Here is a 21,769-nt window from a genome sequence, read left to right as displayed (position 1 = left end):
TTCTCTCCGTCCCTATGTGTGGCCGGGTGCTGGCACCCGTTGCAATGTGGCGTGCTGGTTCTCTCTGGTTCTGTCGTTGCGTAACGCTATCCATGCCCCGAAGTCGTGCGCACGGGCACAACGCGATCAGCATTCCGGCCGAAGGCGATTGGACTGATAGGGGTAGGCGGGCCGTGCGAAGGAAGTCCTTTTGCGTTTGGCCTACTCAGTTGCTGACCCGCCGCCATTTCCAAAAGTTCGACTTTTTTACGTCGCACTTTCCCTGAGCAAATGGCGGGCCGAATCCTGAGTGTAGGAGAGCTGGAGATAAAAAGGTGACCCACTGGTCACTTTCGTTATGACGCGGAATAGACGCAAACGTTGGCGTGTGTGAGCGCATGTGAATGCGCTGTTGGGAGGGGGTGTGGGCGTGCTCTTCTGTGGAACGTGCGCACCTGTTTGGTGCGTTAGGTAGCCCTAGGCTCGCGCGCCTTTGGCGCAGGAATAACTGGCCCGAAACAGATGTAGGAGCAGGCTTGCCTGCGATGCGCCGCGCGGGCGGCGCTCGATTTCGTAGGCGCTGAAAATGTATTGGCGAGCACCTAGTGGCCGTTACTCATCGAAGCGCCGGTCAGGGCTGACATGCGCATGCCTTTAGAGGTGTAGTGCCTATGACATCGAGCGCCGCCCGCGCGGCGCATCGCAGGCAAGCCTGCTCCTACATCTGTTTCGGGCCAGTTATTCCTGTGCCAGAGGCGCGCGTCCCCTAGGTTCACCAGCATGACCGGCCGCGAAGCTGAAAGCCTGGGGCCGCTGCGCGCCCCATCGCGAGCTACGCTCGCTCCTACCGGGGAGAATGGGTGTGAATCAGCTCGACGGCTGCAGCGACGAATGATGGTGGGTAATCAGCCATTCACCCCCAACCTTGCGGTAGTTGAACGTGAAGCGCGCTGGCACCTGTTTGCCCGTGGCGGCGAACGTGAAGGTATACAACCCCGCCAGCGTGGCTTGGTCGCAGCCGCTGAATACCTGGGTTTCATCCAGCGCCCCGGCGGGCCGGTCGCGCAGGAAACCCTTGAAATAGTCGATATGCGCCTCGCGGGTGAGCCTGGGCGTGGCGGACAGCGTCGGCAGCAGCAGGGCGCCATCCTGATACAATTCGGCCACCTTGGCCGCAACACCCCCTTGCAAACGGTTGTTCCACTCGCCAAACAGGGCCAGTACCTGCGCATCGCTAGGGGTGTCGCATGTCGCAGCGCTTGCTGCAAGCGCGGGCAGGCTGAAGCAGCTGGCCAGCATGAGAGGCAGCATGAAAGGCAAACGCGGCATTGGCTTGAATCCTCGTGTACGGCAACCCCGGGCGGGCTGCGGGCGCACACTGTGGCGTTTGGCAGCCACACAGGTTATCGGCGCTGGCAGCTCAGTTGCCGCGATTGATCGCTGATGCACGTAGGACGAGGGGAAGGCTTGGTACTGGCCAGGTTACCCATGGCCAAGTGGGAGCAGGGCGCTCCCACGGCGGGGCGGGTGAATCAGCGCGTGACGGCCTTGCCGTCGTGGCGTGCCTGTTCCAGCAGCTGGTGCAAATGCGCGACCTGCTGGCGCAGCTGGTCACGTTCGTCCTTCAGCTTGCGCAGCTCGTCGCGGCGCAGGGACACATAGAGGGTCTGGGTGGGGGTGGAAGGCATCAAGGTACCCATGAGTACACCTCGCGGTTTTGGCTGGTGACAGTTAAAGCGTGGTCGCTTCACGCGGCGCGCATTCTGAATTCTTTTGCCGTGCTTGGGAACTTTTTTGTTTAACGTTGTCTGGCCGTTCGTCGCTGAACCCTCGGGCGGCGCGCTGGACTAATCTGAAACGCTGAACGTGTCGTCATTCATTTCGCAAGGGGAGCAACGGCTCATGCAACTGGGAATCGTCGGGCTGGGCCGCATGGGCGGCAACATCGCAAGGCGCCTGATGCGCGCCGGCCATCGCACCGTGGTGCACGACCGTAACCGTGATGCCATCGCGGGCCTTGAGGGCGAGGGCGCGCAGGGTGCCCACGACCTCGGCGCGCTGGTGCAGAAACTCAAGGCACCGCGCGCGGTGTGGGTGATGCTGCCGGCCGGCGAGCCGACCGAGCAAACCATCGCCCAGCTGGCCGACCTGCTGGAGCCGGGCGATGCGATCATCGACGGCGGCAACACCTTCTATAAAGATGACATGCGCCGCGCTGCCGAGCTGGGCAAGCGCGGGTTGCATTACCTGGACGTCGGCACCTCCGGTGGCGTGTGGGGCCTGGAGCGCGGCTACTGCATGATGATCGGGGGTGAAAAAGACGTGTTCGAGCGCCTGGAGCCCTTGTTCAAGGCGCTGGCGCCAGGTGTCGGTGATATTCCACGCACCCATGGCCGCAGCGGCGAGCACCAGCGCGCCGAGCATGGCTACATCCATGCCGGCCCGCCCGGCGCCGGGCACTACGTGAAAATGGTCCACAACGGTATCGAGTACGGCCTGATGCAGGCCTATGCCGAAGGCTTCGACCTGCTGCGCAGCAAGGGCGGCAGCGAGTTGCCGGAAGACCAGCGCTTCGACCTGGACGTGGCCGAGATCGCCGAAGTATGGCGCCGTGGTAGCGTGGTGACCTCGTGGCTGCTCGACCTCACCGCCGATGCCCTGGTGGCCGACCCACAGCTCGCGCAGTTCAGTGGCTCGGTGTCTGACAGCGGCGAGGGCCGCTGGACCATCGACGCCGCCGTCGAACAGGCAGTGCCGGTGCCGGTGTTGTCCAGCGCCTTGTTCGCCCGCTTCCGTTCGCGCCAGCAGCAGGGCACCTACGGCGACAAGATTCTTTCCGCCATGCGCCTGGGCTTCGGTGGCCACGTCGAGAAAAAAGACTGATGAGCAAACAGACCATTCCTGCTGCCCCGCCCTGCACGTTGTTCCTGTTCGGCGCCAACGGTGACCTGGTCAAGCGCCTGCTGATGCCGGCGCTTTACAACCTCAGCCGTGACGGCCTGCTGGACCGCAACCTGCGCATCGTTGGCGTCGACCACAACGCAGCCACAGCCGAGGCATTTGCCGAGCGCCTGCATGCGTTCATGCTTGAGCGCGACAAGGGCGGCGAGGGCGCCGCCAAGTGCCTGGACGAAAAACTCTGGGCCCGCCTGGCCAAGCGCCTGGACTACCAGACCGGGGATTTCCTCGACCCGGCCACCTACGCAGCGCTGGCCAAGCGCATCGACAAGACCAGCCATGGCAATGCCATCTTCTACCTGGCCACCTCGCCGCGCTTCTTCCCGGAGGTGGCCCAGCGCCTGGGCGAAGCGGGCCTGCTCGATGAGTCGGGCGGCGGTTTTCGCCGGGTGGTGGTGGAAAAACCTTTCGGCACCGACCTGGCCAGCGCCGAAGCGCTGAACGCCTGTTTGCTGAAAGTGATGAGCGAGCGGCAGATCTACCGCATCGACCATTACCTGGGCAAGGAGACGGTGCAGAACATCTTGGTCAGCCGGTTTTCCAACGGCCTGTTCGAGTCGTTCTGGAACAACCACTACATCGACCATGTGCAGATTACCGCTGCCGAAACCGTCGGCGTGGAAACCCGCGGCGCGTTCTACGACAACACCGGTGCGCTGCGTGACATGGTGCCCAACCACCTGTTCCAGCTGCTGGCCATGGTTGCCATGGAGCCACCGGCGGCCTTTGGCGCCGATGCCGTGCGCGGGGAAAAGGCCAAGGTGATCGGCGCCATCCGCCCGTGGTCGGCAAAGATGGCGTTGAAGAACTCGGTGCGTGGCCAGTACGCAGCCGGCAAGCAGGGGCGCAAGGCGCTGCCCGGCTACCGCCAGGAGGCCAATGTTGCCCCCGATAGCCAAACCGAAACCTACGTGGCGCTGAAGGTGATGATCGATAACTGGCGCTGGGCCGGGGTGCCGTTCTACCTGCGCACCGGCAAGCGCATGAGCGTGCGCGACACGGAAATCGCCATCTGCTTCAAGCCCGCGCCCTATGCGCAGTTCCGCGAGTCGGAGCTGGAGCGGCCCAAGCCCAACTACCTGAAGATTCAGATCCAGCCCAACGAGGGCATGTGGTTCGACCTGCAGGCCAAGCGGCCGGGGCCGGAGCTGGTGATGGAGAATGTCGAACTGGGCTTTGCCTACAAGGACTTCTTCAAGATGACCCCGGCCACCGGCTACGAGACGCTGATCTATGACTGCCTGACCGGTGACCAAACCCTGTTCCAGCGGGCCGACAACATCGAGAATGGCTGGCGTGCGGTGCAGCCGTTTCTCGATGCCTGGGCCCAGGGTGGGGAGGTGCATGAATACCCGGCCGGGCAGGATGGGCCGGACGCTGGCAATGAATTGCTGACCCGCGACAAGCGCGAGTGGCATACGTTGGGATGATCGTTTTGTGTTGGCCTTGCCGGGGTACACCCTTTCCCACAGGCAACCCCCTGTAGGAGCGGGCTTGCCCCGCGAAGAGGCCGGCACAAGCAACCCCATAAAGGAGGTGCAATGCCCGCCCATATCGAAGACTACGCCCTGCTCGGCAACTGCCGCAGCGCCGCCCTGGTCAGCCGCGACGGCTCCCTCGACTGGCTGTGCCTGCCACGCTTCGATGCCCCGGCGGTGTTCGCCGCATTGCTGGGCAATGAAGAAAACGGCCGCTGGCGCCTGGCCCCCAGCGACCCTGTCGAGCACTGCAGCCGCCAGTACCTGGCAGATACCCTGGTGCTGGAAACCACCTGGGTCACCCGCAGTGGCCGTGCCCGGGTGCTGGACTTCATGCCGCTGGGCGAAGTGAACTCGGTGGTGCGCATCGTCGAAGGCCTTGCAGGCGAAATCCATTTCGAAATGGACCTGGTGATGCGCTTCGATTACGGGCGCAGCGTACCCTGGGTGGAAAAGCTCGACCCGCTTACCCTGACCGCAGTCGCCGGCCCCGACCGGCTGGTTCTTGGCAGCACGGTCACCACCCATGCCCGCGACCACCACACCGTGGCGCGCTTTCGCGTGGGCACCGGCGAGCGCCAGGTGTTCAGCCTGCGCCACCAACCCTCGCACCTGCCAGTGCAACCAGACTGCGATATCGACCAGGCCCTGCACCACACCCAGGCGCACTGGCAGGCTTTCGCCGACCGCTGCCCGCCGGTGGGGCCCTACACCCACTTGGTGCGGCGCTCGCTGCTGACCCTCAAGGCCATGACCTACGCTCCCACCGGCGGCATCGTCGCTGCGGTGACCACCTCGCTGCCCGAGCGCATCGGCCATGAACGCAACTGGGATTACCGCTTCTGCTGGCTGCGAGATGCCACCATGACCTTGCTGGCGTTCATGAACCTGGGCTACTTCGACGAAGCCCAGGCCTGGCGCGAATGGCTGCTGCGTTCGGTGGCCGGCAACCCTGAACAGATGCAGATCATGTACGGCCTGGCCGGCGAGCGCGACCTGCAGGAGTACACCTTACCGTGGCTGGCCGGCTACGAGCAGTCGCAACCGGTGCGGGTGGGCAATGCGGCGTCGGAGCAAGTGCAACTCGACATCTACGGCGAGCTGGCCGATGCCATGACCCAGGCGATCAAGGGCGGTTTGCCGCGCCACCCGCGCAGTGCGGCGATTTCCCGGTTGATTCTGCCGTACCTGGAGCGCATCTGGCGTGACCCGGACGAAGGCCTGTGGGAAGTGCGCGGTGGGCGCCAGCATTTCGTGCATTCCAAGGTCATGGCCTGGGTGGCCTTCGACCGCGCGGCGGGGCTGGCCGACACCACCGAGGAAGGCCGTGAACGTGGCCGGCATTACCGCCAGGTGGCCGACCAGATTCACCAGGAGGTGTGCGCCCAGGGGCTGGATGCGCGCGGCGAGCACTTCGTCCAGGCCTACGGCTCGGCCGAGCTCGATGCCAGCCTGCTGCAGATCGCCCTGACCGGCTTCCTGCCCGCCACCGACCCGCGCTTTCAACGCACCCTGGTGCAGATCGAACAGCGCTTGCTGAAGAACGGCCTGCTGCTGCGCTACGACAGCGACAGCTGCAGCGACGGGCTGACGGCGGGCGAGGGCACGTTCCTGGTGTGCTCGTTCTGGCTGGCCGACGTGTACGTGCTGCTTGGCCGCGAGGCCGAGGCCCAGGCGCTGTATGAAAAACTCACCGGGCTGTGCAATGACCTCGGCCTGCTGGCCGAGCAGTACGACCCTGCCGGCCAGCGCATGCTCGGCAACTTCCCCCAGGCCTTCAGCCATATCGGCATCATCAACACCGCCCTCAACCTGCACCGGGCGCAGTGCCCGGCGCGGGACCGGGCAAGCGGTGGCTGATGGGCAATCATTGTGTGACGCATGACGTCACATATGATACTTTGCCTTGTGTGATGCATGGGGTCACACAAGGCCGCCATCCCTAATGGGCCCTGCGAGTTATCCATGAGTTGGTCGATCACCTTGATTATCACTGAATAGGAGGGCTGACCATGCCTTTGCACAATCCGCCACACCCTGGTGAAACCTTGCGTGAGGATGTGTTGCCAGCGCTGGGGCTTACGGTTAAAGCGTTTGCAGGCCACTTGGGGTTTTCCCGAGAGGCGCTTTCCCGGGTATTGCATGGCCGCGCAGCCATGTCGCCGGACCTTGCAGTACGCCTGGAAATGGCGGGCATCAGCACGGCACGGCTCTGGCTCGGTATCCAGGCAGACTACGATATCTGGCAGGCGCTGCACCGCCAGCAGCCGGTCATACCCCGGCTGTTCCAGGCGGCCTGATGCAGCAACGCGGGTGCATCGGCGTAGACTAAGGCACCCCCACTCGGCAAGGAGTACGCATGAGCGTTCGTGGCCATGACAGGCAGATCGACAACATCGAGTTCAATGTCAGCGACATTGCGCGCAGCAAGGCTTTCTATGGCCAGGTGTTTGGCTGGCGATTCACCGACTACGGGCCGGCTTATAGCGAGTTCAGCGATGGCCGCCTCACGGGTGGTTTCACCACCGGCGAGCCGGTGCGCCCAGGTGGGCCGTTGGTGATCCTGTATGCCGATGACCTGGACGCCACGCAGCAGCGTATCGAGGCGGCTGGGGCGCGCATCAGCCGGGCGACGTTCGCCTTTCCGGGTGGGCGGCGCTTTCACTTCATCGACCCGGACGGCTATGAACTGGCGGTGTGGACGGCGCAAGCCTGATGGCCAACCACAAGATCGAAATTCGCCGGCGCAACATCGAAAAAATCCTGGTGGCGGCCGAACGGCTGTTTGCCGACAAAGGCTACGGCGCCACGTCCATGGGCGATATTGCCGAGTTGGCCGAGCTGCCGCGCTCCAATTTGCATTACTACTTCAGCACCAAGGATGAGTTGTTCCGCGCCGTGTTGCAGGACTTGCTGGAGGTGTGGAAACAGGACGCGCTGTGCTTCGAGAATTTCGACGACCCGCGGGTGGTGCTGACCAGCTACATCCGCGCCAAGATGGGCCACTCACGTTCGCGGCCCCTGGGCTCGAAGATCTGGGCCGAGGAAATGCTGCACGGCGCACCGGTGCTGGGTGAAAGCCTGGGGGAGAGCCTGGTGCCCTGGGCCAGGCTCAAGGAAGACAAGATCCGCCGTTGGGTGGCGCAGGGGCGGATTCTGCCGGTAGAACCGTCGGCGTTGCTGTACATGATCTGGGCATCGACCCAGCACTACGCCGATTTCGGTTACCAGGTGACGTTGCTCAACGAGGGCGAGCCGCTGTCGGACGGCGCCTTCGAGCGGGCGGTGCAGACGGTGACCAGTGTGATTTTGCGCGGGATCGGCTTGGAACCTTGAACGGCGGGGCTGCCATGCAGCCCCTATCGCAACCTACGGTCCCCTGCAGGAGCGACCGCAGGTCGCGATAGGGCCCTCAATCAGCCCGCCTCACGGTAGGGATTGCGCGGATCCTGCGTCCAGTTCAAGTAAGGCTTGCCCGTCTCCTGCGCCACCATCTCGATGCAGTTGTCCACCGGGCAAGTGATCTGGCACAGGTTGCAGCCCACGCACTCTGCTTCGATCACGCTGTAGGCATGGGTTCCATCGGCCTTGAGCGTACTGGCGATGGCCTGGTGCGAGGTGTCCTCGCAGGCAATGTGGCAGCGCCCGCAACCAATGCAGGCACCCTGGTCGATCTGCGCCACCGACTTGTAGTTGATGTCCAGGTACTTCCAGTCGGTGGTATGCCCCACCGCCTGGGCGCGAAACGCCTCCAGGTTGCGGTGCCCATGCTGGTCCATCCAACGCACCAGGCCATCCTGCATGTCTTCGACAATGCGGAAACCATGCAGCATGGCGGCGGTACATACCTGCACTGCGCCACAGCCCAGGGCAATGAATTCGGCAGCATCGCGCCAGTTGCCGATGCCGCCAATGCCGCAGATCGGCAAGCCATGGGTTTGCGGGTCGCGGGCAATTTCCGCCACCATGTTCAGGGCAATTGGCTTCACCGCCGAGCCGCAGTAGCCACCGTGGGTGCTCTGCTCGCCGACGATGGGGTGGGCGACCATGCGGTCGAGGTCGACGCTGGTGATCGAGTTGATGGTGTTGATCAACGACACCGCATCGGCGCCGCCCCGGTGGGCCGCCCGGGCCGACTGGCGGATGTCGGTTATATTCGGCGTCAGCTTGACGATCACCGGCAGTGAACAGTGCTGCTTGCACCAGCGGGTGACCATCTCCACGTACTCCGGCACCTGGCCGACCGCCGCGCCCATGCCCCGTTCGGGCATGCCATGGGGGCAACCGAAGTTAAGCTCGATGCCGTCGGCACCGGTGGCTTCGACCAGCGGCAGGATGAACTTCCAGGACGCCTCGATGCACGGCACCATCAGCGACACGATCAAGGCGCGGTCGGGCCAGTCCTTCTTCACCTGGGTGATTTCCCGCAGGTTGATTTCCAGCGAGCGGTCGGTAATCAGCTCGATGTTGTTGATGCCCTGCACCTGGCGGTTGGGGCCGTAGTGCGCGGAGTAGCGCGACGACACGTTGACGGCCGCCGGGTCCTCGCCCAGGGTTTTCCAGACCACCCCACCCCAGCCGGCCTCGAACGCGCGGACCACGTTGTAGGCTTTGTCGGTGGGCGGTGCGGAGGCCAGCCAGAAGGGGTTGGGCGCCTTGATGCCGGCGAATTCGATGGACAAGTCGGCCATTTACGCTGCCTCCACGTTGAGCATGAGTTGGGCATGGATGGCTTCGGCGGCCAGCTTGCCGTGTTGCACGGCCTGGACGGTGAGGTCCTGGCCCAGGGTGGTGCAGTCGCCGCCGGCGTAGACACCCGGCAGGCTGGTGCGCAGCTGCGCATCGACGCGAATGCGTTCGCCGTCGCGTGCCAGTTGCTGGGCGGTGGGGTCGGCCAGCGCGGTGGCGTCGAAGGCCTGGCCGATGGCCTTGAAGATGGCGTCGGCAGCCAGCTCGAAGCGCTCGCCGGTGTCGCGCAGGTGGCCGTCGGCCAACGCGGTGCGCATGAAGCGCATGCCGCGTACCTGGCCTTGGTCGTCGAGCAGCACGGCGTCGGGGCGCGCCCAAGTGTGCAGGCGTACCTGGTTGGCCTTGGCGATGTCCTGCTCGTGGCCGGTGGCGCCCATGTCGGCGTGGCCGCGGCGGTACACCAGGTTGACGTCGCGCGCGCCCAGGCGGCTCATCTGCACGGCCATGTCGATGGCGGTGTTGCCGGCCCCGATCACCAGGCAACGGTCAGCCAGGGGCAGCTGTGCCAGGTCATCGGCCTGGCGCAGTTCGCGGATGTAGGCGGTGGCGGCGAGCAGGCCGGGGGCTTCTTCATCGGGCAGGCCAAGCTGGCGCACGGCGTTCAGGCCGAGGCCGAGGAACACGGCGTCGTATTCCTCGCGCAGGCTAGCCAGGCTGAGGTTGCTGCCCAGACGCTGGCCATGGCGAATTTCGATGCCGCCGATGCCCAGCAGGAACTGCACCTCGCGCTGGGCGTAGTCGTCCACCAACTTGTAGCGGGCAATGCCGTATTCGTTGAGGCCACCGGCCTTGTCGCAGGCTTCGAACACCACCACGTCGTGGCCGTGCAAGGCCAGGCGGTGGGCGCAGGACAACCCGGCAGGCCCGGCGCCGACCACGGCGATACGCTTGCCGGTGGCCGGCGAGCGCTGGAACGGGTGCTCGGTGAAGCCTGCGTTGTCCAGGGCGTAGCGCTGCAGCTGGCCGATCAGCACCGGCGCGCACTCCTGGGCATTGTTGCGCACGCAAGCCTGCTGGCAGAGGATTTCCGTGGGGCACACCCGGGCACAACTGCCGCCGAGAATGTTGGCCGCCAGGATGCGCTCGGCGGCGCCTTGCAGGTTCTCGTCACTGATGCGGTGGATGAACGACGGGATGTCGATTTCGCTGGGGCAGGCGTTCACACAGGGGGCGTCATAGCAGTACAGGCAGCGGGCGCTTTCCACGGCGGCCTGGCGGGCGGTGAGGGGTGGGGCCAGGTCGGTGAAGCGCTCGGCCAGGGTGTCGCTGCCGGCACGTGGGCGCGGCAAGTGGTTCAGGGCATCGATCACGGTGGTAGCCTCTCTTTTTTTATGGGGCTTGAACTGAGGGCGCAAAGCCGCCCCTACAAGAAACCGCGATCTCGTGTAGGAGCTGGCTTGCCTGCGATGGGCCGCAACGCGGCCCCAAGGCCTCAGCGCTGCACAGGCGTCGGGCGCTGTTGCTCGGCCCGGCGGCCCAGCACCTCGTACACCGAGGGGTAGGCCGGGCGTTCCACGTAACGACCGGCGCCAGGCTCGGCGCGCAAGTCGCCATCGGCCCAGAGCACCTTGCCCTGGCTGATGGTGTGGCTGGGGATGCCGCGCACGGTGCGGCCTTCGAAGATGTTGAAATCCACCCGTTGATGGTGGGTCTGGGCGGAAATGGTGCGCGTGCCGTGTGGGTCCCACAGCACCAGGTCGGCATCGGCGCCAACACGGATGGCGCCCTTGCGCGGGAACAGGTTGAAGATCTTCGCGGTGTTGGTGGAGGTCAGCGCGACGAACTCGTGCATCGACAGGCGCCCGCTGTTGACCCCGGCGTCCCACAGCACCGCCATGCGGTCCTCGATGCCGGCGGTGCCGTTGGGGATACGGCTGAAGTCGTTGCGGCCCATGGCCTTCTGCTCGGCGCAGAAGCAGCAGTGGTCGGTGGCCGTGGTGTGCAGGTTGCCCGACTGCAGGCCGCGCCACAGGGCTTCCTGGTGTTCACGCGGGCGGAACGGTGGGCTCATCACGTAGCCAGCGGCGGTGGCCCAGTCTGGGTGGCGGTAGACACTGTCGTCGAGCAGCAGGTGGCCAGGCAGCACTTCGCCGTATACCGGCTGGCCCTTGGCCCGGGCGTAGGTGATTTCATCCAGCGCTTCGCGGCTGGAAATGTGCACCAGGTACAGCGGCGTGCCGAGGGTTTCGGCAATGCGGATGGCGCGGCTGGCCGCTTCGCCTTCCACCTGCGAGGGGCGCGACAGCGGGTGCGCTTCCGGCCCGGTCAGGCCCTGGGCCAGCAGCTTTTGCTGCAGGTGGTACACCAGCTCGCCGTTCTCGGCATGCACGGTGGGCACCGCGCCCAGTTGCAGGCAGCGCTCGAAGCTCGCCACCAGGGTGTCGTCGGCAGCCATGATGGCGTTCTTGTAGGCCATGAAGTGCTTGAAGCTGTTGACCCCATGCTGGCTCACCAACTGGCCCATCTCCTCGGCCACCTGCTCGCTCCACCAGGTGATGGCGACGTGAAAGCCGTAGTCGCTGGCGCTTTTCTGTGCCCAGCCGCGCCAGGTGTGGAAGGCCTCCAGCAGCGATTGCTGGGGGTTGGGAATGACGAAGTCGATGATCGAGGTGGTGCCGCCCGCCAGCCCTGCGGCGGTGCCGCTGAAGAAGTCTTCGCTGGCCACGGTGCCCATGAAGGGCAATTGCATGTGGGTGTGCGGGTCGATGCCGCCGGGCATCAGGTAGCGGCCGCTGCCGTCGAGGATTTCGCAGTCGGTCGGGGGTTCGAGGTCTTTGCCAATGGCGCGGATCTGGCCATCGGCGCACAGGACATCGGCGGGGTAGCTCTCTTCATGGGTAACCACGGTGGCGCCACGGATCAACAGGGACATGCCGTCTTCCTCGCAGGCTGACCGGTCTGTGCCGGTTCTTGGAGTTGTTCTAATCGCAGGGCTCACAGGTGGCGTGCTCCTTAATCCTGTCAGACCTAACAAGAATCGAGGCTAGTTGCGGATGGGGTTTTCGGCAAGAAAATAAGCCAGATAAATTTTGTGGTCATTAACCCAATGAAAAACAAGAAATTAGTAGCGGTTAAGCGACTCGGCGTGGGTTTTTCATCATCTTGCCTACCTTGACAGGAACAGAATTTGAGCAAGATTTTCTACGCGACCTAAGCGTTTCCAATGCCCACCGTGTGTGTACTCCGGCCATCGCATTAGCCCGATGAGCGAACAACTAAAAGAAATCTGGAGAAGGCCCCATGCAACAGAGCAGATCGCAGGTGATCGAGCAGGATGGCCTGTTCGAGCTGGCCGCGGGCAGTGACGTGCTCGACAGCCCGCGCTACAACCACGACATCGCACCCACCCAGGTGCACCAGCGAACCTGGAACAAGTGGCACATCACGGCGTTGTGGGTGGGCATGTCCATCTGCGTGCCCACCTACACCCTTGGCGGCGTGCTCACGGCGTATTTCGGCCTGAGCGTGGGCGAGGCCTTGCTGGCGATCCTCCTGGCCAACCTGATCGTGCTGATTCCCCTGACCCTCAACGCCTTCCCTGGCACCAAGTACGGCATTCCGTTCCCGGTGCTGCTGCGCTCGTCGTTCGGTATTTTCGGCTCCAACGTGCCGTGCTTGATCCGTGCCGTGGTGGCGTGCGGCTGGTTCGGCATCCAGACGATGTTCGGCGGGCTGGCGATCCACCTGTTTCTCGGTTCGATCTTCGACGGCTGGAAGGCCCTGGGTGGCACCGGCGAGGTGATCGGTTTCATGGTGTTCTGGGCACTGAACCTGTGGGTGGTGCTGCGCGGCGCCGAGTCGATCAAGTGGTTGGAAACGCTGTCGGCACCGCTGCTGGTGGCGGTCGGCTTCGGCCTGCTGTTCTGGGCCTTGCCGCACATGTCGATGGCCGAACTGCTGGCACAGCCGCCCAAGCGCCCGGAAGGCGCCAGCGTGGTCGGCTATTTCTGCGCAGGGCTTACGGCCATGGTCGGTTTCTGGGCCACCTTGTCGCTGAACATTCCCGACTTCAGCCGTTACGCCAAAAGCCAGAAGGACCAGATACTCGGGCAGATCTTCGGCCTGCCGCTGACCATGTTCCTGTTCGCCGCCCTGGGCGTGGTGATGACTGCAGCCTCGGCCTCGCTGGTGGGGGAAACGGTGTCGGACCCGGTCAGCCTGATTGGCAAGATCCACAGCCCCGGCTGGGTAGCCCTGGCCATGGCGTTGATCGTGGTCGCCACGCTGTCGACCAACACCGCTGCCAATATCGTCTCGCCCACCAACGACTTCCAGAACATCGCCCCGCGCCTGATTGGCCGCAGCCGGGCGGTGTGGCTGACCGGGTTCATTGGCCTGGCGCTGATGGGCCACGAACTGCTCAAGAAGCTTGGCTGGATCGTTTCCGACCTGAGCCTTGAGAGCGTGTATTCCAACTGGCTGCTGGGGTACTCCAGCCTGCTCGGGCCGATTGCCGGGATCATGGTGGTGGACTATTTCCTGATTCGCCGGCAACAGCTGGACCTGGCCGGGCTGTACCGCGACGACGTGTACCCGGCCTGGAACTGGGCGGGCTTTGCCGCCTTCGGCGTGCCGGTGGCGCTGACCGTGCTGGCCATCGGCAACAGCAGTTTCAGTTGGTTCTACGACTACGGCTGGTTCACCGGGTCGCTGTTGGGCGGGGCGCTGTACTACGCGCTGGGCGCCGTGGCGGTGCGTGGGCCGGTACACACAACGAGAAATGCCTGAGGAGAAACACCATGAGCCAAGCCAAGCATGTGCTGCAATCGAGTGACCGCCACGTCGACAGTGAACGCCTGTGGCAGTCGCTGATGGACCTGGCGCGCCTGGGCGCCACGGCCAAGGGCGGCGTTTGTCGCCTGGCCCTGACCGACCTCGACCGCCAGGCCCGCGACCTGTTCGTGCAGTGGAGCGAGGCGGCAGGCTGCAGCGTCAGCGTCGATGCGGTGGGCAACATCTTCGCCCGCCGCCCGGGGCGCAACCCCAAGCTGCCGCCGGTGATAACCGGCAGCCATATCGATACCCAGCCCACCGGTGGCAAGTTCGATGGCTGCTTTGGCGTGATGGCCGGGCTGGAGGTGCTGCGCACCCTCAACGACCTGGGCATTGAAACCGAGGCGCCGCTTGAGGTGGTGGTGTGGACCAACGAGGAAGGCTCGCGCTTCGCCCCGTGCATGATGGGGTCGGGGGTGTTTGCCGGCAAGTTCACCCTGCAAGAGACGTTGGCCAAGCGCGATGCCCAGGGCACCACGGTGGGCGAGGCGTTGAATGCCATTGGCTACGCGGGCTCGCGGGCGGTGCTCGGTCACCCGGTAGGTGCCTATTTCGAGGCCCATATCGAGCAAGGGCCGATTCTTGAAGACCAGGCCAAGACCATTGGCGTGGTGCTTGGCGCGCTGGGCCAGAAGTGGTTCGACCTGACCCTGCGCGGGGTTGAAGCCCACGCCGGCCCAACCCCGATGCACCTGCGCAAGGACGCCTTGGTGGGTGCTGCCGCGGTGGTGGAGGCGGTCAACCGCGCGGCCTTGGGCCATCAGCCCCATGCTTGCGGCACGGTCGGTTGCCTGCAGGCTTACCCCGGCTCACGTAACGTGATTCCGGGTGAAGTGCGCATGACCCTGGATTTTCGTCACCTTGAAGGTGAGCGGTTGGATGCGATGATTGCCCAGGTGCGTGAGGTAATCGAAGCGACCTGCGCCAAGCATGGGCTCAGCCATGAGCTGGTGCCGACGGCGGATTTCCCTGCGTTGTACTTCGACCGTGGCTGCGTCGATGCGGTGCGCGAGTCGGCGCGGGCGTTGGGTTTGCCGCATATGGACATCGTCAGTGGGGCAGGGCATGACGCGATCTTCCTGGCCGAGCTTGGGCCGGCGGGGATGATCTTCGTGCCGTGCGAGAATGGCATCAGCCATAACGAAATCGAGAACGCCACGCCCGAGGACCTGGCGGCGGGCTGTGCGGTGTTGCTGCGGGCCATGCTGGCGGCCTCGGAGGCGATCGCCAGCGGGCGGTTGGCGGCGTAGCAGGCACTGCTGGCGCAGCGCATCGCGAGCTGCGCTCGCTCCTACCGGGACGGATTTGCCCATGTAGGAGCGAGCGAAGCTCGCGATGCGCCGCCAAGCGGCGCCTCACGCGCTCAGCCCGAAACACACTCCAAAACCCCATCACGCCCAACATGATACCGCTGCAGGTCCTGCGCCAAGGTCAGGTGCCCGCTGTAATGGGCTTGAGCTTCCTCGCGCACGTCATCAATGCTCGGGCTGCGCCGTGAATCGCCCTGGTAACGCGCACTGAAATGCGTCAGCACCAGGTTGCGCACCCCTGCCGTTTGCGCAAACTGCGCCACTGCCGCCGCCGTGCTGTGGCCAAACGCATTGCCGCTGCGCTCGACGATCGGCTGGGTGAAGGTCGCTTCATGCACCAGCACATCCGCGCCCTGAGCAACCTCAGCCAGCAGCGCTGGGTTGTCGTTGTCGCCGCAGACGATCACCCGCCGCGGCGGGCGCGAAGCCTTCAGGTAAACCCGGGCGTCGAGGGCCCGGCCGGCATGCTCGACCGAGATGCCCTTGGCCAGCTCACCCCACAGTGGCCCGCGCGGAATACCTTCTGCCTCCAGCCGGGCAATGTCCAGGCGCGGCTCGGGGTTGAGTTCGCTGAACACGAAGCCAACGCTCGGCACCCGATGCGACAGCTGCACGGTGCTGACCTGAACCTGCTCGCTGTGCCAGTGCTGCAGGCCTTCGACGCTGAGCAGGCGCAGTTCGAACGGCAGGTAGCTGGCGCTGGCCTCCAGGCTCAGGCGTACCCAGTCGTGCAGGGCGGCGGGCAGGATCAGGTCGAGTGGCTCGGTGCGCCCGCTCATGCCGGCGCTGGCCAGCAGGCCGGGCAGGCCGAAGCAATGGTCGCCATGCACGTGGGTGATGAAGATGCCGCGCAGGTCGCGCACCGACAGCGAGGTGCGCAGCAATTGGTGCTGGGTGCCTTCGCCGCAATCCACCAGGTACCAGTGGCGGCCACTGGCTTCGATCACCGCCGTGGCGCTGACGTTACGGGCTTTGGTGGGCACCCCGGAAGAGGTGCCCAGAAACTGCAGGTCCACTGTTTCGCTCCATGCGTGAGGGAGCGACACCTTAGCCGGATTGCAGCAGGGCGTCGACGGTCACGGCTGGGCGTTGTCGCCCTGGCGCCAGATCAGTTTCTGCGTGTCGTAACCCTGCTTGCGGGCAATGGCCAGCAGTTGTTCGCGGGTTTGGTCGGTGATCGCCGGGGTGCGCGACAGCAGCCACAGGTATTCGCGGTTGGGGTGCCCGACCAGCGCCACGCGGTAGTCCTTGTCGTGGTACAGCACCCAGTAGTCGCCCTTGGTCAGGCCTGGGGCCAGGCGGCTGAACCAGTTGTCGAAGCGTACCCAGAGCTTGTCGGTCTTGCCGGCCACCTGGGGTTCGGCGATGCCGCGGGCTTCGTTCCATTCGCCGTCCTTTTCCCGGCAGCGGTTGGTCACATCGATGCGGCCGTCTTCGCGCAGGCCGTAGTGGGCTTCGGATTGTACGCAATTACGCTGGAAGAACATCGGCAGGCGCGCCAGTTCGTACCAGGTGCCCTGGTAGCGTTGCAGGTCGACTTGCTCGGTGCTGGGCGGCGCGCGGTGCTCGTCGCTGGAACCGGCGCAGCCCAGCAGGGCCAGGGTCATGCAGGAAAGCGTCAGGGCCTTGCGCATCGCCATGGGGAGTCTCCTGTGGGCAGATGTGGGGCTTACACGGGATTTGATGCTTGGGGGAGGGGAAAGTTGTATTGGGATCGAGCGCCGCTTGCGCGGCGCATCGCGAGCTGCGCCCCTACGAAGGCGGCAAATCGAACGACCCGGTCTGCACATCACCGGTTCGCACGAATCGGGCAATGATCACGCCCTTGGGCGTAACCTGCGAATGCTGCAACGTGAACGCGCCAGGCGCAGCGTCATCGGCGAACAAGCGTTTGCCACGCCCCAGCAGCACCGGGTTCATCAGCAGCTGCAACTCATCCACCAGCCCCGCCGCCAGCAACTGTTGAACCAGGTTGGCGCTGCCCTGGGTCAGCAGGTCGGCACCTTGCTGTTGCTTGAGCGCCCGCACCGCCGCCACGACATCCGCCCCCAGGCCATGGCTGTTGCGCCACCCGAGGCTGGCAGGGTGGTGGGTTGCCACATGCTTGGGCACACTGTTGAACAGGTTGGCGATGGAAAACTCCTCGGTGTCGTCCTTAACCCTTGGCCAGTAGCCGGCGAAGATGTCGTACGTACGCCGGCCCAGCAGCAGTTCGAAGGGCTGGCTGAACAGTGCCTGCATGGCCTGGCCAAACACCTCTTCGGCGTAAGGCACCATCCAGCCACCAAAGGTAAAGCCGCCGCTGGTGTCTTCCTGGGGCCCGCCGGGGGCCTGCATGACTCCGTCGAGGCTGGTGAAGGCGGCTACGATAAGTTTGCGCATGGGGCTTCTCCTGTTACAGGGCAGTGTCGAGGACTCATCACTGGTCGAATGGCGCGTGGCATTTTCGACAGGGCGTGCAGTCCCGTTTTTGGCACAAGCGCGGTCACGCTGCTGGGTTACCATCCGCGCAGTGAACCTCAACCCCTGCAGGAGTGCCGCCCGTGACCGAGTACAGCGCGTTCAAGGTCGAACTGACCGATAGCATCGCCCATGTGCAGATCAACCGCCCGGAAAAGATCAACGCCATGAACGCGGCCTTCTGGGACGAGATCGTCGATATCTTCCAATGGATCGACGACACCGATGCGGTGCGTGCGGTAGTGATCAGCGGCGCCGGCAAGCACTTCTCCTCCGGAATCGACCTGATGATGCTGGCAGGGCTGGCCGGGCAGATGGGCAAGGACGTGGGGCGCAATGCGCGCCTGCTGCGCCGTACCATCCTGCGCCTGCAGGCCTCCTTCAATGCCGTGGACAACTGCCGCAAGCCGGTACTGGCGGCGATCCAGGGGTATTGCATCGGCGGCGCCATCGACCTGGTTTCGGCCTGCGACATGCGCTACAGCAGCCGCGACGCGCAGTTTTCGATCAAGGAAATCGACATGGGCATGGCCGCCGATGTCGGCACCCTGCAACGTTTGCCACGTATCATCGGGGACGGCATGATGCGAGAGCTGGCCTTCACCGGGCGCAACGTGGACGCCGACGAGGCCCTGCGTATCGGCCTGGTGAACCGCGTCTATGATGATCAGGCCGCGCTGCTCGACGGGGTTTTTGCCATTGCCCGCGAGATTGCCGCAAAATCGCCGATCGCCGTGGCCGGCACCAAGGAAATGCTCAGCTACATGCGTGACCATCGCATCGACGATGGCCTGGAATACATCGCCACCTGGAACGCCGCGATGCTGCAGTCAGAAGACCTGCGCGTGGCCGTGGCGGCGCACATGAGCAAACAGAAACCGACGTTCGCCGACTGACCTGGCCGGGGGACGCGCAGTAAAGGAACCCCCGACATGTCAGCTCGCTGGACTACCGCAGTACTCGACCCACAGATCACCGGGGGGCTGGCCGTGGCCCGCGGCCCGGAAGGGTTCCTGGTGGACGCCAACGGTGCGCTGTTCCCCCGGGACTGGCTCAAGCGCCAGGGCCTGGACGTGCTGTGCGAGCATGGCATCGGCCACTTCGACGGCGAGCCGGTGTTCCTGCTGGAGCTGCGCAGCAGCGCCGAGGTGCCCGGCTGCAGCTGGCGCGGCCTGCGCGCCTTCATGCTTGAAGGCGATTTCGATACCTACAAAGTACTGGGCTACGCCGCCCAGGTCGGCACCTGGGCCCGCGAGCACCGTTTCTGCGGCAGCTGCGGCCAGGCGATGACGCAAATCCGCTGGGAGCGGGCGATGTACTGCCAGCCCTGCGAGCTGCGCAGCTACCCGCGCATTTCCCCAAGCATGATCGTGCTGGTGACCCGTGGCGACGAGATTCTGCTGGCCCGTTCGCCACGCTTCGTCACGGGCGTGTACAGCACCCTGGCCGGGTTCGCCGAGCCGGGCGAGTCGGCGGAGGACTGCCTGGTGCGCGAAGTGCGCGAGGAAGTGGCGGTAGAGGTGCGCAACATCCAGTACGTCGGCAGCCAGTGCTGGCCGTTCCCACACTCGATGATGCTGGGCTTCCACGCCGAGTATGCCGGCGGCGAGATCGTCATGCAGCCGGACGAGATCGAGGACGCCAAGTGGTTCAGCGTCCACGACCTGCCGCCGCTGCCGGCCGGGCGCTCCATTGCCCGGCATTTGATCGACCTGTACGTCGCCAGGCGCTTAGGCCTGCCCGAACCAGTGCTGCCACGCTAAGCGCACGGTCAGTGCCAGCACCACGGTGATGAACACCGGGCGAATGAACTTGCTGCCGCCGCTGATCGCCGTGCGTGCGCCGAAGAAGGCGCCGACCATCACCGACAGGCCCATGCACAGGCCGACGATGTAGTCCACCTGCCCGGAGATGATGAACACCGTCAGCGCCGCGATGTTGCTGACGAAGTTCATGCTGCGTGCCACGCCGCTGGCGCGGACCAGGTCGATGGGGTAGAGCAGCAGCGTGCTGACGGTCCAGAACGCGCCGGTGCCGGGGCCGGCCACGCCGTCATAGAAGCCCAGGGTGAAGCCTTGGGGGAACTGCCATTTCTTCTTGATCGGCGCATCGGCATCCAGTGGCGCCTTGGGCGTGCCGCCGAACAGCAGGTAGATGCCACAGGCGAAGACGATCACTGGCAGCATCTTGTTCAGCCACTCGGCAGGCATGTAGTGCGCGATGACCGCACCGATGGCGGCGCCGAGCAGGGTGGCGAACAGGGCCGGGCGCCATTGCGCGGGGTGGAACAGCTTGCGCCTGTAGTAGGTGAAGCCGGCGGTGGCCGAGCCGAAGGTGGAGCTGAGCTTGTTGGTGCCCAGTACCAGGTGTGGCGGCATGCCGGCGGTGAGCAGCGCCGGGGTGGTGAGCAAGCCGCCGCCACCGGCGATGGCGTCGATGAAACCGGCGACGAAGGCGACCAGGGCCAGGATCAGCAGGGTGAGCGGTTCTACGGTGAGTTCGAAGGGCATGGTGTTTGGTGGGCAGGGGGCTGGGAGGGCGCGGCAACGGGCGGCGCTGGAAGGTGGACATGGTAATCCTGGGGTTGCTGGGTTGCCAGTGCTGGCCTCTTCGCGGGGCAAGCCCGCTCCTACAAAGGGGGTTGTTGTAGGGGCGGGCTTGGACGCGCTGGGTTACAGGAACCAGCGGTATTCCCGGGCGCTCACCTCTTGCAGGAACGCCAGGTGGTCCTGGCGCTTGTTCTCGCAATACACCATCACGAATTCCTCCCCCAGCCCCGCGTTGACCGCTGGGTGCTCGCGCATTGCGGCCACCGCGCCGAGCATGTCCTTGGGAAAGTCGATGCCACTGCTGCGGTCGTCATTCAACGGTGCGATTGGCGCCTGCCCGGCGTCCAGGCCATGCTCCATGCCACACAGGATCGCCGCCAGCACCAGGTACGGGTTGGCATCGGCGCCCGCCAGGCGGTGCTCGATACGCAGGTTGCGTTCATCCGACTCGGGAATGCGAATGCACGCATCACGGTCCTCGAAACCCCAGCTGGCGCGGCTGGCGGCATTGACCATGGCGCCATAGCGCCGAAACGCATTGTGGTTGGCGGCGAAAATCGGCATGCAGTGCGGTAGCAAGGCCAGGCAGCCGGCCACGGCGTGGCGCAGCGGCTGTTGCTGGTCGGCCGCCAGCAGGTTGTTGCCGGCTGCGTCGTACAGGCTTACGTGCACATGCATGCCACTGCCTGGGGCCTGCAGGTAGGGCTTGCTCATGAACGAAGCGCGCAGCCCGTGCTTGAGCGCAACGCCACGGGTGCTGCGGCAGAACAGGGCAGCCCAGTCGGCAGCTTGCAGGCCGTCGTCGCAGTGGCCGAAGTTGATCTCGAACTGGCCGGGGCCCAGTTCGGCGGTGATCACATTGGCATCGATGCCTTGGGTGTTGGCGGTGTCGACCATGTCGCGCAGCACGTCACTGAAGCGCGACAGCCGTTCGATATGCATGTTGGGCTGGTCGTCCGGGTCGTCGCTGAACGGGTCGCGGGGGAATTGCGGCAGGCCTTGCTTGAGTGACCGGTCGAACAGGTAGAACTCCAGTTCGAACGCCACCACCGGGCGAATGCCACGGCGTTCCAGGCGCTGCAGCACCCGGGCGAGCACTTCGCGGGGTTCGAACTCGATGGGCGCGGCGGTGCCGTCGGAGCTGATCAGCATCTGCCCCAGCGGCTCGCGCTCCCAGGTCACCGGCTTGAGCGTGCCGGGCACCAGGCGGCGGATGGCATCGGGGTCGCCGTCGTTGAAGCAGTAGTCGCCAATCGGGAACAGCCCGCCCTGCACGCCCAGCAGCACGCAGTTCTGCGGCAATTTCAGCGGGCTGCCGGCGGCGACTTTTTCCAGCATGTCGATGGGGTAGCGTTTGCCGTAGAAGTGCCCGGGGATATCCAGGCTGAGCAGGTCGACATGGCCGACCTCGGGGTAACGGGCGCGGAAGGCGCGCACTTCACTGAGCAGATCGGGAAAGGCTGATGGAGGGGTCATGCAATGCTCCTGTGGAACAAACCGTAACTGTCTGATG

Annotated in this window: 20 protein-coding genes; 10 read left to right on the top strand and 10 right to left on the bottom strand. The window is 64.9% G+C overall.

Translation table 11 applies throughout. The features are described 5' to 3' along the window. Positions 1-846: 846 nt before the first annotated feature. Positions 847-1,308 (bottom strand): DUF4440 domain-containing protein, encoded by a 462-nt coding sequence (locus F3J44_RS09360; RefSeq protein WP_205299793.1) that lies wholly within the window; start codon positions 1,306-1,308, stop codon positions 847-849. Positions 1,309-1,511: 203 nt separating this feature from the next. Then, the gene (locus F3J44_RS09355; protein ID WP_167068141.1) at positions 1,512-1,679 is read right to left on the bottom strand and encodes a DUF6026 family protein; all 168 of its coding nucleotides are present in this window, start codon (positions 1,677-1,679) and stop codon (positions 1,512-1,514) included. Positions 1,680-1,881: 202 nt separating this feature from the next. Here F3J44_RS09355 and gnd point away from each other — a divergent pair, with 202 nt between their 5' ends. The 6 genes from gnd (at position 1,882) to F3J44_RS09325 (ending at position 7,751) form a co-directional block, all read left to right on the top strand. Next, positions 1,882-2,862 (top strand): phosphogluconate dehydrogenase (NAD(+)-dependent, decarboxylating), encoded by a 981-nt coding sequence (gnd, locus tag F3J44_RS09350; RefSeq protein WP_167271881.1) that lies wholly within the window; start codon positions 1,882-1,884, stop codon positions 2,860-2,862. After that, entirely contained in the window at positions 2,862-4,367 is a 1,506-nt protein-coding gene (gene zwf / locus F3J44_RS09345; RefSeq protein WP_167068137.1) for a glucose-6-phosphate dehydrogenase, read from the top strand. The genes gnd and zwf overlap by 1 nt, the downstream gene beginning before the upstream one ends. Before the next feature lie 111 nt (positions 4,368-4,478). Continuing rightward, positions 4,479-6,275, top strand: a complete 1,797-nt coding sequence (locus F3J44_RS09340; RefSeq protein ID WP_167271879.1) for a glycoside hydrolase family 15 protein — start codon at positions 4,479-4,481, stop codon at positions 6,273-6,275. Positions 6,276-6,427: 152 nt separating this feature from the next. Continuing rightward, positions 6,428-6,715: a HigA family addiction module antitoxin gene (locus F3J44_RS09335; protein ID WP_167271877.1), complete on the top strand. Its 288-nt coding sequence runs from the start codon at positions 6,428-6,430 to the stop codon at positions 6,713-6,715. Positions 6,716-6,774: 59 nt separating this feature from the next. Further along, positions 6,775-7,131, top strand: coding sequence for a VOC family protein (locus tag F3J44_RS09330; protein WP_167271876.1), 357 nt, complete (start codon positions 6,775-6,777; stop codon positions 7,129-7,131). Then, the gene (locus F3J44_RS09325) at positions 7,131-7,751 is read left to right on the top strand and encodes a TetR/AcrR family transcriptional regulator (protein WP_167068131.1); all 621 of its coding nucleotides are present in this window, start codon (positions 7,131-7,133) and stop codon (positions 7,749-7,751) included. Before F3J44_RS09330 ends, F3J44_RS09325 begins: the two co-directional genes overlap by 1 nt. An 80-nt stretch (positions 7,752-7,831) precedes the next feature. On the opposite strand, the gene preA is transcribed toward F3J44_RS09325, so the two are convergent. From preA to hydA, 3 genes are all read right to left on the bottom strand, one after another. Further along, positions 7,832-9,106 carry an NAD-dependent dihydropyrimidine dehydrogenase subunit PreA gene (gene preA, locus F3J44_RS09320; protein WP_167271875.1) on the bottom strand — a complete coding sequence of 425 codons (1,275 nt, stop codon included), beginning with the start codon at positions 9,104-9,106 and terminating at the stop codon, positions 7,832-7,834. Continuing rightward, positions 9,107-10,474 (bottom strand): NAD(P)-dependent oxidoreductase, encoded by a 1,368-nt coding sequence (locus F3J44_RS09315; protein ID WP_167271874.1) that lies wholly within the window; start codon positions 10,472-10,474, stop codon positions 9,107-9,109. It abuts the gene before it with no gap. 122 nt (positions 10,475-10,596) lie between these two features. Next, positions 10,597-12,036 carry a dihydropyrimidinase gene (hydA, locus tag F3J44_RS09310; protein ID WP_167271873.1) on the bottom strand — a complete coding sequence of 480 codons (1,440 nt, stop codon included), beginning with the start codon at positions 12,034-12,036 and terminating at the stop codon, positions 10,597-10,599. A gap of 368 nt (positions 12,037-12,404) precedes the next feature. Here hydA and F3J44_RS09305 point away from each other — a divergent pair, with 368 nt between their 5' ends. Both F3J44_RS09305 and F3J44_RS09300 read left to right on the top strand, forming a co-directional pair. Further along, positions 12,405-13,892, top strand: coding sequence for an NCS1 family nucleobase:cation symporter-1 (locus F3J44_RS09305; protein ID WP_167068119.1), 1,488 nt, complete (start codon positions 12,405-12,407; stop codon positions 13,890-13,892). Positions 13,893-13,903: 11 nt separating this feature from the next. After that, a complete protein-coding gene (locus F3J44_RS09300) occupies positions 13,904-15,187 on the top strand; it encodes a Zn-dependent hydrolase (RefSeq protein ID WP_167271872.1) in 1,284 nt (427 codons plus the stop codon). A 113-nt stretch (positions 15,188-15,300) separates the two neighbouring features. On the opposite strand, the gene F3J44_RS09295 is transcribed toward F3J44_RS09300, so the two are convergent. The 3 genes from F3J44_RS09295 to F3J44_RS09285 all read right to left on the bottom strand — a co-directional run bounded on the left by F3J44_RS09295 (position 15,301) and on the right by F3J44_RS09285 (position 17,629). After that, positions 15,301-16,263, bottom strand: coding sequence for a ribonuclease Z (locus F3J44_RS09295; RefSeq protein ID WP_167271871.1), 963 nt, complete (start codon positions 16,261-16,263; stop codon positions 15,301-15,303). Positions 16,264-16,323: 60 nt separating this feature from the next. Further along, on the bottom strand, positions 16,324-16,887 hold the full coding sequence (locus F3J44_RS09290; RefSeq protein ID WP_167271868.1) for a lipocalin family protein: 564 nt from the start codon (positions 16,885-16,887) through the stop codon (positions 16,324-16,326). Between the two features lie 112 nt (positions 16,888-16,999). After that, the gene (locus F3J44_RS09285) at positions 17,000-17,629 is read right to left on the bottom strand and encodes a dihydrofolate reductase family protein (RefSeq protein WP_167068106.1); all 630 of its coding nucleotides are present in this window, start codon (positions 17,627-17,629) and stop codon (positions 17,000-17,002) included. A gap of 161 nt (positions 17,630-17,790) precedes the next feature. On the opposite strand from F3J44_RS09285, the gene F3J44_RS09280 reads away from it, so the two are divergent. After that, positions 17,791-18,603, top strand: coding sequence for a crotonase/enoyl-CoA hydratase family protein (locus tag F3J44_RS09280; RefSeq protein WP_167068103.1), 813 nt, complete (start codon positions 17,791-17,793; stop codon positions 18,601-18,603). A gap of 36 nt (positions 18,604-18,639) precedes the next feature. Continuing rightward, positions 18,640-19,470 (top strand): NAD(+) diphosphatase, encoded by an 831-nt coding sequence (gene nudC / locus F3J44_RS09275; RefSeq protein WP_167271866.1) that lies wholly within the window; start codon positions 18,640-18,642, stop codon positions 19,468-19,470. Here the strand turns inward: nudC and F3J44_RS09270 are convergent. Both F3J44_RS09270 and F3J44_RS09265 read right to left on the bottom strand, forming a co-directional pair. After that, entirely contained in the window at positions 19,438-20,217 is a 780-nt protein-coding gene (locus F3J44_RS09270) for a TSUP family transporter (protein WP_167271864.1), read from the bottom strand. The genes nudC and F3J44_RS09270 overlap by 33 nt on opposite strands. A 162-nt stretch (positions 20,218-20,379) precedes the next feature. Then, entirely contained in the window at positions 20,380-21,732 is a 1,353-nt protein-coding gene (locus F3J44_RS09265) for a glutamine synthetase family protein (protein WP_167271862.1), read from the bottom strand. Between the last annotated feature and the right edge of the window lie 37 nt (positions 21,733-21,769).

Source organism: Pantoea sp. Tr-811 (assembly GCF_011752535.1).
Lineage (GTDB): Bacteria > Pseudomonadota > Gammaproteobacteria > Pseudomonadales > Pseudomonadaceae > Aquipseudomonas.
Note: the sequence above shows the minus strand (reverse complement) of the source record. Positions and strands in the feature narration are given on the sequence as shown.

Excerpts from the sequence above, each read along its gene's own strand:
- F3J44_RS09285 (WP_167068106.1), bottom strand. The coding sequence starts at position 17,629 with ATGCGCAAACTTATCGTAGCCGCCTTCACCAGCCTCGACGGAGTCATG.
- F3J44_RS09305 (WP_167068119.1), top strand. The coding sequence starts at position 12,405 with ATGCAACAGAGCAGATCGCAGGTGATCGAGCAGGATGGCCTGTTCGAG.
- F3J44_RS09340 (WP_167271879.1), top strand. The coding sequence starts at position 4,479 with ATGCCCGCCCATATCGAAGACTACGCCCTGCTCGGCAACTGCCGCAGC.
- F3J44_RS09290 (WP_167271868.1), bottom strand. The coding sequence starts at position 16,887 with ATGGCGATGCGCAAGGCCCTGACGCTTTCCTGCATGACCCTGGCCCTG.
- F3J44_RS09355 (WP_167068141.1), bottom strand. The coding sequence starts at position 1,679 with ATGGGTACCTTGATGCCTTCCACCCCCACCCAGACCCTCTATGTGTCC.
- F3J44_RS09300 (WP_167271872.1), top strand. The coding sequence starts at position 13,904 with ATGAGCCAAGCCAAGCATGTGCTGCAATCGAGTGACCGCCACGTCGAC.
- F3J44_RS09335 (WP_167271877.1), top strand. The coding sequence starts at position 6,428 with ATGCCTTTGCACAATCCGCCACACCCTGGTGAAACCTTGCGTGAGGAT.
- F3J44_RS09330 (WP_167271876.1), top strand. The coding sequence starts at position 6,775 with ATGAGCGTTCGTGGCCATGACAGGCAGATCGACAACATCGAGTTCAAT.
- F3J44_RS09360 (WP_205299793.1), bottom strand. The coding sequence starts at position 1,308 with ATGCCGCGTTTGCCTTTCATGCTGCCTCTCATGCTGGCCAGCTGCTTC.
- preA (WP_167271875.1), bottom strand. The coding sequence starts at position 9,106 with ATGGCCGACTTGTCCATCGAATTCGCCGGCATCAAGGCGCCCAACCCC.
- hydA (WP_167271873.1), bottom strand. The coding sequence starts at position 12,036 with ATGTCCCTGTTGATCCGTGGCGCCACCGTGGTTACCCATGAAGAGAGC.
- nudC (WP_167271866.1), top strand. The coding sequence starts at position 18,640 with ATGTCAGCTCGCTGGACTACCGCAGTACTCGACCCACAGATCACCGGG.
- gnd (WP_167271881.1), top strand. The coding sequence starts at position 1,882 with ATGCAACTGGGAATCGTCGGGCTGGGCCGCATGGGCGGCAACATCGCA.
- F3J44_RS09265 (WP_167271862.1), bottom strand. The coding sequence starts at position 21,732 with ATGACCCCTCCATCAGCCTTTCCCGATCTGCTCAGTGAAGTGCGCGCC.
- F3J44_RS09270 (WP_167271864.1), bottom strand. The coding sequence starts at position 20,217 with ATGCCCTTCGAACTCACCGTAGAACCGCTCACCCTGCTGATCCTGGCC.
- F3J44_RS09325 (WP_167068131.1), top strand. The coding sequence starts at position 7,131 with ATGGCCAACCACAAGATCGAAATTCGCCGGCGCAACATCGAAAAAATC.
- zwf (WP_167068137.1), top strand. The coding sequence starts at position 2,862 with ATGAGCAAACAGACCATTCCTGCTGCCCCGCCCTGCACGTTGTTCCTG.